6 protein-coding genes and 1 pseudogene are annotated in these 9,690 nt (G+C 30.4%); 3 read left to right on the forward strand and 4 right to left on the reverse strand.

Features of this window, described 5'->3' with window-relative positions; all coding sequences use genetic code 11:
- Window positions 1-41 precede the first annotated feature (41 nt).
- From ACTCDL_RS12235 to ACTCDL_RS12245, 3 genes and pseudogenes are all read right to left on the reverse strand, one after another.
- A pseudogene (locus ACTCDL_RS12235) lies at window positions 42-1,095 on the reverse strand (IS3 family transposase).
- Between the two features lie 420 nt (window positions 1,096-1,515).
- Window positions 1,516-1,908, reverse strand: coding sequence for a type II toxin-antitoxin system death-on-curing family toxin (locus ACTCDL_RS12240; RefSeq protein ID WP_463176971.1), 393 nt, complete (start codon window positions 1,906-1,908; stop codon window positions 1,516-1,518).
- Window positions 1,905-2,129: an AbrB/MazE/SpoVT family DNA-binding domain-containing protein gene (locus ACTCDL_RS12245; RefSeq protein ID WP_463176975.1), complete on the reverse strand. Its 225-nt coding sequence runs from the start codon at window positions 2,127-2,129 to the stop codon at window positions 1,905-1,907. The genes ACTCDL_RS12240 and ACTCDL_RS12245 overlap by 4 nt, the downstream gene beginning before the upstream one ends.
- 300 nt (window positions 2,130-2,429) lie before the next feature.
- Between ACTCDL_RS12245 and ACTCDL_RS12250 the strand changes: the two genes are divergently transcribed.
- The 3 genes from ACTCDL_RS12250 to ACTCDL_RS12260 all read left to right on the forward strand — a co-directional run bounded on the left by ACTCDL_RS12250 (window position 2,430) and on the right by ACTCDL_RS12260 (window position 8,810).
- Window positions 2,430-2,840, forward strand: a complete 411-nt coding sequence (locus ACTCDL_RS12250) for an NADase-type glycan-binding domain-containing protein (RefSeq protein WP_463176979.1) — start codon at window positions 2,430-2,432, stop codon at window positions 2,838-2,840.
- Window positions 2,841-3,117: 277 nt separating this feature from the next.
- The gene (locus ACTCDL_RS12255) at window positions 3,118-5,721 is read left to right on the forward strand and encodes a PD-(D/E)XK nuclease family protein (protein ID WP_463176982.1); all 2,604 of its coding nucleotides are present in this window, start codon (window positions 3,118-3,120) and stop codon (window positions 5,719-5,721) included.
- Window positions 5,718-8,810, forward strand: coding sequence for a UvrD-helicase domain-containing protein (locus ACTCDL_RS12260; protein ID WP_463176988.1), 3,093 nt, complete (start codon window positions 5,718-5,720; stop codon window positions 8,808-8,810). The genes ACTCDL_RS12255 and ACTCDL_RS12260 overlap by 4 nt, the downstream gene beginning before the upstream one ends.
- Before the next feature lie 296 nt (window positions 8,811-9,106).
- Here the strand turns inward: ACTCDL_RS12260 and ACTCDL_RS12265 are convergent, their stop codons facing one another.
- Window positions 9,107-9,616: a YbhB/YbcL family Raf kinase inhibitor-like protein gene (locus ACTCDL_RS12265; RefSeq protein WP_463176990.1), complete on the reverse strand. Its 510-nt coding sequence runs from the start codon at window positions 9,614-9,616 to the stop codon at window positions 9,107-9,109.
- Window positions 9,617-9,690 lie beyond the last annotated feature (74 nt).

The raw sequence follows: 9,690 nt of genomic DNA on the forward strand, positions 1-9,690 counted from the left end.
TGGATCTATGTCAATATCTTAGACACAAAAAATCGAATTTTTCATGCTATATTTTTAGCTTTAATTTCACATTCTTCTGGAGTCATATAATTAATACTTCCATGTATCCTTTTTCTGTTATACCAGCTTTCTATAAACTTAAATATCGATAACTTTGCTGATGAATAATCATAATATCTAACATGGTTAACCTCTTCTTTTTTCAAAATAGCATGAAATGACTCAATGCATGCATTGTCATAGGGGCATCCTTTTTTACTAAAAGACTGGATCATATTAAGTTTTTGAGTTAATGCTTCAACTTTTTTGCTAGTATACTGTGAACCTAAATCAGTATGCAGAATTACTTCTTTATCTGGTCTTTGAGAAGAATAAGCATTATTTAAAGCCTTTATCACAATATCATCAGTCATATTTCTTGAAAAACAGTAACCTATTATTTTTTTAGAATGAAGATCCATAATAGAAGATAAGTAGCACCAACCATCTTTTAAAGTATGAATATAGGTTATATCTGCAACCATGGGTTGAATTTCTTAACAGTTATAGATCTTATATCTAATTCTTTCATAAGTTTTTGAACCCTTTTTAGGCTAATTTTATATCCTTTAGTAATCAAACGATTATGAATCTTAGGAGCACCATAACGCTTTTTGCTATCATAATAAATTTTCAATATTTCTTCTTTAAATTGCTTATTCTCAATACTTCTTTTGCTTTCTGTTCTATTTAATTGTTTATAATAGCTACTTCTAGGTATCCCAAGGGCTTCACACATAGTATTTATATTGTGATTACCCTTATTTTCTTCAATAAAATCAATTAGAGGCTTTATTTCCTTGCGAATATGGCCATAGCCTTTTTTAATATTTGGTTTTCTTCTTTTATTTTAGCTAATTCTTTTTTTAATTCATTTACTTCTTTTATAGTTATAGTTTCATTATCATTTAAATTTATTTCTTTAGAGTTTTTAACCCAACCACTAATAGTAGATTTTGCAATGCCATATTCGCTGTTTAGCTCTGCTAGAGTAGAACCTGAATTATATAAATCAATTATTGTGTTTTTAAAATCTTTATTGTATCTTTTTGCCATTGTAGACACATCCTTTCTTTCTACTTATTATTGTTTTTAAAATCTTTATTGTATCTTTTTGCCATTGTAGACACATCCTTTCTTTCTACTTATTATTTTAATATTTTCGATTAAATGTGTCTACTATATTATACTAACACCAGTATAATTTCTATTCTTTTTTCCCATATCACTTCTCCTTATGTTAGTGTCGTAATTATATTATACACTTTTTATTCTATACGACAACTATCCTAACATATAGGGGTTAGAAGTAAGCTTGGGATGACTTATGAAATTCAGCAGTTAGGTTGTAGATGGAGAGGGATATTGGAACGTCACGAACCCCAGAAACGTTATAAGACATTCTGCTATCGGAAGGTTTTATAGTTTTGTCCAAAAAGAAAAACCTCTTGGTAAAAACTTTAATTACCAAGAAGTCTAGATAGAAGTAGTATTTTGTTTTAACCAATTTGTTAATTCATCTTTTGAAAGACCTTCAGAGGACAGCTTTATCATTATTTTATAAGTTTCTTTCTCAGATGCAGTTATTTCATAGCCATTATTTTGAAGAAATGTATCCATAGCAACAAGAGCAATTCGTTTATTTCCATCTACAAATGGATGATTTTTGCATAAGTGAAAGCCATAGGCTGATGCCATTTTGAATATACTATTATGCAGATAGTTACCTTCAAAAGTGCTCCTAGGTTGTTGGATAGCAGAATCAAGAAGTTTTTCATCTCTTATTCCTGTGCTACCACCGTAAATTTGAATTAATTGTTCATGAAAATAAAGTATAGCCTTTTTAGGAATAAAATTTATATTCTTCATTTAGATAGTTCCTTTAATGTATTCTTAAATTTTTGATTTGTTTTTTCAAAAGATTTAGTCCATTTTTCAAATTCATGATCATAAGGAGTTAATGTAAAACCATCATTTTCTTCAATAAGATGGAGCTCTTCTCCTTCTTTTAAATGATATTTTTCCATAAGTTCTTTAGGAATAGTAAAACCATAACTATTTCCAACCTTACGAATTTTTATAGTTTGCATAATAATCACCTCACTAATATTATAACATTTGTATTACATAATATTCAATAAAAATTTAAATGTTGACTGAAATATAAAGGGGATTGTAAATTATGGAGAACGCAAAACGTCTTATAACAGCAGATTAGCTACATCCCATTTTGGAGGATATAAGATAGCTAGAGGTGACTTATGTAAGACTTAGGATTTATCTTAGATTAGAAGTATTATAGGGGACGTCGCGAACCATCGTCCCGTTATACGCAATATGCTCCCATAGCTTATGTGCTTTTTATTTTTAAAGAATAGAGAGGTGATAATGTGAAGAGATTATTTTTTATTGTTAGTATTCTTACTATTCTTACTATTCTTACTATTCTTACTATTCTTACTATTCTTATAAGTGGTTATGCTTTTGCTGGAAACCAATATCCTACAATGACATTAGTTCAAGATATTGAGTATTCGTCTTATTTAACTAGTAATAATCAACCTAAATTAGCTTATCATCCAGTAAATTTAATAGATGAAGATAGAACAACAGCGTGGTTTGAGGGAGTAGAAGATAATGGAGTTGGCGAATATGTTATTTTTAAATTTTTAAGACCAATTAATATTGAAGTGATAAATATTTTAAATGGTTATGGAAAATCTTCTAAGTTATTCTATGCAAATAATAGAATAAAGATATTAGAATTAGTTGTTAATGAATTAAAAAGAGTATTACTTTAGATGATATTGAGAAAAAGCAATATATAAAGTGGATAGGTTATAATAAATTGTACAGAAATTTTTCGGACATGATATAATAAAATCAAACTAAACTGGAGGCTATATCATGGCAAAGAGATATAATGAAGAATTCACAAGAATAGATAGTTTCACTAATTAATAACAATAAAAAAACAAATGAAACTCAATCCTTAGTATAGAAAAAGGGAACTTTTAATACTTTATAGAACACAAATAGCATAGCTAATAATTATAATCAGTTAAGGTGGTGTAGGGTTTGCAAATAAATTATATAGATTATTCCACTAATCTTTTTCAAAAAGCAATAGATAACACTAAGGCTAGAGTCTATGTCTTTGATAATAATCAGAATAAGATTCAAGCTAAGAAGTATTATCAGCAACCTTTCTTAGCTCAACCAAGCCTTTTCTTAACAATCTCAGAGTTAAAAGAGAGATTATTTACAACAGATAAATTGGTTTTAAAAGAAGAGAAGCTGACTCTTATCTTCTATGAACTATTAACTAAGGAAGATAAAGAAAAACTAAAAATCAATACGTACTATGACATTATTGATTTATCGGCAGAGTTCTTTAACTTTTATCAGGAATTGAATGAATATAATATAGATGTGATTGATAATTTGACAGGATGGCAGGTGGAAAAGTATCAACTTTTTGAAGAGTTAAGAGAAAGGTATATTATTAAGCTGGAGAAGTTAGCTTATACCGATAGAACTCTAGTCTATGATTTTGATAACTTCAATCCTATCTTCCTAGCTGACTATCAAGAGCTAGTCTTTATTAATCTCTTAGAGAGTACCCCTAAAGAAAGAGAATTGATTTTTAGATTAGCAGAGGAAGGTAAAGAGATTAGTATTTATAATCAAATTGCCAAAGAGGATTATGACGAAGGTAAACTAAATTTAATTAGTGTAACTTTACCCGATAAATTAGAGCAGAAGGTAGAGCTTTATCAAAGCAGTGAAGAGTTTTTACAGTTAGTAAATGCTCTTGCTAAGCTAGATCAAAGTGAAGAAGATTATCTGATTTTAGACGGTAACTTTGCTAATAGTAATTATCATAACTTATTATCAGCACAAAAGGTTAAGCTAGATCAGGATAGCTCCTTTACCAACAGTAATTTATATAGATTTTTGGATACTTTACATAGTTTACTAAAGACTGCTGATCTAAGTAAAAAAAGATTGAAATTAAGTATGGAGGCTTTATTAGCTGCTAGTTATTTCAAGTTCTTTAGAGCTTACTATGACTTAACAGAGCTTGATCTTAAAAACTTAGTTAACTTAGCCCAAGCTGATTATGTCTATTTTGATGAGAGTTTATGCTTAGAAGGATTAGAGAGCTTTAAAGAGGTTATAGATGAAGTCAAGAGGATAAGTAAATTAAGCACCTTAGGAGAATATATTGATTTCCTAAAGGACTTAGACAAAGATAAATTAGCTGAAGATAAATACAAAAATACTATTAGTCAATACTTTGGAGCTTTAGCAGAGCTTAATTCAATTGAAGAGATGAATTTGGTCAGCTCCTGGAATAAGTATTTTAAGAATAGTTCTGAAGGGTTATTTAGGTTAATTCTAAATTATTTGAGATTTAAACAGATAAAATCACTAGAGAATAATGAAGAAAGTAGAGTTGAAATCAAGGATTTATTAAACAGTAGTTGTGCTAATCATACTAGATTAATTATGCTAAATATCTATGACGGGGTTATTCCTACTCTAAGCTCTAGTAGCTTCTTATTAACAGAAAAACAGAGAAGTGATTTGGGGTTAAGAACAACTGAAGAGATTAGATTAAAGGAGAAGTATCTCTTCTTTAGGCAGATCTTCAGCTCTCAAGATGTTATTATCTATACAATTAAGAATGGGGAGAAGAATATAGATTCTAGCTCGTTTTTAGAAGAGTTAAGATTAAAGTATAATCTTCCCTTACAATCAGTTGAATTAAATGAGAAGCATTATCCTACAATAATTGATAGTATATTTCCCAGTAGTAATAATTCTCTAAAGGATAGATTGGAGATTACTCATAGGCAACAGGATAGCTTAAAGCTAGAGGCAGCTGACTTTGAAGGTCAATTGTCGCTATCTTATTATAAAGCAACTACTTTGAGTAACTGCCACTATTGCTTCTTTTTAGAGCATATCGCTAAATTATCGGAAGAAAGGGTAGAGTTTAAGAAGAAGATTAGTCCCAAGATGATTGGAATAATAGTCCATGAAGTTTTTGAAACTATAATTAATAATTATGGCAATCAGATAATGATCAATAAAGGGGATTTAGATGAAGGGATAATTAGAGATATCTTAAATCTGAAGCTACAAGCCTATGAATTAAAGCTACCTAATTATTATCAGAAGTACTATCAAGAAGTCTTGTTTGAATTGATTGAGACTTCTATTAGAGGATTTTTTGAAAAACTAAAGAGAAAAGCCCCTAATATTAAAAAAATAGATAGTGAATGGAGTATCAATAGAGAAGAAAGAAGAGTCTTCTTAAACCATCAAAAAGCTAAGGTTTACCTAAATGGGAGATTAGATTTAATCCTAGAGGATGAAAATAACCAGAAGTATATTATAGATTACAAGACTGGTAGTGGTAGCCAAGAGCAATTAGACTTCTACTCATTATTATATAACCCTGATTTTAAATCAGAGGAGATTATTAACAAGAGTATCTATAATGTGATGAAGGAGAAATTTGAAGATGGCAAGCTTAACTCAGAAGGAGGGTTTGCTGAGAAGTTACAAGCCTTATTACAAAACTTTTTAGACAGCAAGGAGTATAGTAATCAGTATAAATACTATTGTAATAATTGTAGTTATAGTGAGATCTGTAAGGTGGTGCTAAAGTGATAAATATTTTAAAGGCAAGTGCAGGAACAGGCAAGACCTATCGCTTATCCTTAGAATATCTAGCTGCTTTATTAAGAGGGGAAGACTTTGAAGAGCTAGTTGTGATGACCTTTACTAAAAAGGCAACTGCTGAGATAAGAGAGCGAGTACTAGCCCATATCGAGGATATCTTAGAGCGAGAAGAGAAGAGTGAAGTCTTTGATAGTCTAAAGGAGATTTATGAAGGGTTTGAGTTGGATTTGAATCTCTTAAGAGAGGTTTATCAAAGAATGTTGGAGAATAAGGATAAGATTAGAATCTATACTATAGATAGCTTTATTAATAATATCTTCAAGAAGGCAATAGCACCCTATTTAGATATCTATGCTTATGAGATTATAGAGGATGATCAGAATACTGAGATAATTGAAGGAATATTCAAAGAGATTCTTGATAATCGAGAATATTTCACACTGATGGAGAAGTTTTTAAAGGATAATACTGAACGTGATGTAGATAACTATATTGGATTAATTAAGAATCTAATCGATGAGAGATGGAAGTTTTTATTGATAAAGGCAAGGAATAGATCAGCAAGAGCAGTAGGTAATTTAGTTAGTCTTTTTGAGCAATGTCTAGATACTTTAGAAGAGATAGCCATAGATAGAGGTAAGGAGCTATCACCTGCTTTTTTGAAGAAGGATTTTAAAGATTATTTGAATTTAAGTAGTGTAGAGGATAAAGAAGAATACATTATTAAAAATTATAAGATCTTTATTAAGAATGAATTCTGGAATGGTAGTAAGACTCGGGCTAAGGCTGTGGCTGAGCTACTAGAAGAGTTAAGGGAAAGCTATGAGGTCTTTAGAGAGAATTTAGCCTCTTATATCTATAATACAGAGATGATCCCCTATGAGCAAGAGGTATTTAATTTTTCAAAGATGATCTTTGCTATTTATGATAAGATTAAATTTAAAGAGAAGGCTTTTACCCATTCAGATGTAAGTAACTATACCTACCAGTACTTCTACCAAGAGGAGTTGACTTTATTAGAGGACAAAGTAGTTAGTGATTATTTCTTTGAACTGCTAGGAACAGAGGTTAAGACTCTATTTATAGATGAATTTCAGGATACCAGTGTTTTGCAGTGGAAGATATTAAAACCTATAATTGATAAATCTCAGCATGTAATTGCTGTTGGTGATGAAAAGCAGTCAATCTATGGCTGGCGTGGTGGAGAGAAGGAGCTATTTGCAAAATTGGATGAAATTTTAGCGGGGAGTACTGAAGCTTTAGATACATCTTATAGGAGTGAAAAAGAGATTACCGACTTTGTCAATCACTTCTTCAAAGGAATCTATGATAATTGGTATTATGAAGATGCCAAACATTTGGTGAAAAAGGACGGCGGTTATGTCCAGATGATACTTGGTGGCAATAACCTTTTAATCAATACTGAGACCAAAAGTTTTCAGAAATTAAGTAAAGCTGAACAGCAAGAGGCTCTAGAGTTCAATAATAAAGTAATAGTGGATTTGAAGGAGGAAATAGCAGAAACCATCCAGGAGAAATTAGCTAATTATCAAAAGGTATCTATTTTAGCTAGAGGTAATAATGATTTAGCAGAGATTGCCCGTGAATTGGATAAGCTTGATATCCCTTATATCCTAGAGAGTAAGGATAGCTTAATTGACCATCAAGCAGTCAAACCTATCTATTCCTTATTGAGTTATCTACTTTACAATGATTATTTTCAACTATTAAGGTTTTTAAGAAGTGATTTAATTAACCTAAATAATCAAGGCTTAAAGTACCTACTGAGAAATAAAGAGCTTGTCGAAGAGTATTTGAGAGGTGAAGAGAGTACTATAGAGTTAAGTGATTTAGGGCAGTTATTAGCAGAGATTAGAGATTTGAAGTTGTTAGATTTTAATAAGTTGAGTAATTATCTGATTGAAAATTGTGGATTATTAGATATTTATCAAGGAAATACTGGAGCTTTAAAGAATCTGTACTCTTTTTTTGAATTGATGAAAGACTTTAATTATTTGAAGGAGTTTGTGGATTATTTAGATGAGAATAAGGACAGTCAAGAGCTAAAGCAGGTTGGAGTCAAAGAGAGTAATGCTGTTAAGTTAATGACTATCCATAAAGCTAAAGGGCTATCTTTTGAAACAGAATTCTTTTATTGGAAGCCAAGCTCTAGTGGAGGAAATTATGGGGAGAACTTAGAGGTATATTTGGACTTTGATGATAAATTTGAATATGTAGAAAGCTATCTATTAACTAATTCTAAATACAATTCTCTCTTTGAATATTTAGAGTATAATTATTATGAGCAGGCTCAAGAAAAAGAATTTGTAGAAGAGATAAATAATCTCTATGTGGCTTTAACTAGAGCAGAAAGAAATCTATTTATCTATCTAGAGGCACCTTGTAAGTTCAATGAGAAGAATGAGGAGAATGACTATTGGAAGGATAAATCTTATAAGCTTTATGAGGATGCTATCTTAGCTGGGATGAAAGTAAAATCTTTGAAAAAATTAATCCAAGCTAAGGATATAGGGATTTTAAGTCAAGCTAAAGTAGTAGCAGAGAAGAACACTACTAAGCTACCTAGCTTAAGAGACTACTTTGTGCCTGTAGGTGATTTAGTAGAGGAAGATACTCAGCAGGATAAAACCATGAATTTAAGTAAAGAGCTAAAGAGAGTAGAAGGGTTAGCAATCCATTATTATTTAGAGCATATCAAATACAATACTGCTGTTGAAAAGGAGTATGGTCAAAGCATGGTCTTAGCAAAGTACGGTAATATGCTGGGAGGAGCTAAGATAGCAGAGTTATTTAACAGAGTTGATAATTTTATCAGTAGCCATTGTGAATACTTTGCTAAAAAGTGGGAAGTCTTTACTGAATATGAGTTAAAAGCTAATCATCAGCTTCATAGAATTGATAGGTTAATGGTTGATAGAGCTAATAAAAAGGTTATAATACTTGATTATAAGAGTGGAGAGACTAAAGAAGAAAGTCAATTAGAGAGATATCAAAGGATTATAAGGGGAAAATTAGGCAGGGAGTATGAGATTAAAGCAGAGTTTCTAGAGATATAATTAAAATATAGTGATTTGATGTTAAAGTTTTATATATATAGAACATGAAAAAGAATTTAAATTAATTTAGTAACGCCCTGAGGTAATTTATCCGAAGAAGTACTCTTGGGGTGCCAATTAATACGAATCACACGAATTTAGGATATTAATAGATTAAATTAAAGATTTAAAAGTTCCTGATTTTAATTCGCGTCAATTCGTGAGATTCGTTGCAAAAAATTATTTGAGCTTGTTAGTATTACTATAACTGTTAATATGAAATCTTTATCGGTTTCTATATAGTAAATTTTTAGGTATTAAACTCGAGATAATATTTCAATTTCAGCAGAGTCTAATATATGATCTTTTATTTTATCTCGAAATTTATTTAGAAAATAACCATCTGCTAATTTCAAGCTACAATCTAAGGCATAAACAGTTAATGTATAGTTGTGATCTTTATCAGGTGGAGTTGGTCCTGTATACCTTTTGATAATATTGGGATCTTCTTCTCCTATAAAAGGTGAGGCAAAGCTATTGGTTCCTTGGACTAGATTTAAAGAATTATCTAAACTTATATTCTCGGGTAAATAATCTATATTTCCAGGAATATTACAAACAATCCAGTGAATCCAAGCAAAGCCACAAACAGGAATTGAGTCATAATCTATTAATGTAAGTGCTAAGGTTTTTGTTCCTTCTGGTTTATTTATAAATTTTATTGGAAAAGAAACAGCTGGATTTTCCTTATATTTATATTCTTCTTTCGCATATTTAGAATACTTATCTGGTAGGTAATTACCTTCTCTCAATACTTCTAACTTCATAATAATTCTCTCCTTTTAATTTTTAATAGGTTATCGAACTTATCTACAAAATATCCTGTCTCTTATACACATCT

The sequence above is a fragment of the Orenia sp. genome, from assembly GCF_055140805.1.

What these genes read in the sequence shown, in the direction of transcription:
- ACTCDL_RS12240 (WP_463176971.1), bottom strand. Translation starts at nt 1,908, where the DNA reads ATGAAGAATATAAATTTTATTCCTAAAAAGGCTATACTTTATTTTCAT.
- ACTCDL_RS12245 (WP_463176975.1), bottom strand. Translation starts at nt 2,129, where the DNA reads ATGCAAACTATAAAAATTCGTAAGGTTGGAAATAGTTATGGTTTTACT.
- ACTCDL_RS12265 (WP_463176990.1), bottom strand. Translation starts at nt 9,616, where the DNA reads ATGAAGTTAGAAGTATTGAGAGAAGGTAATTACCTACCAGATAAGTAT.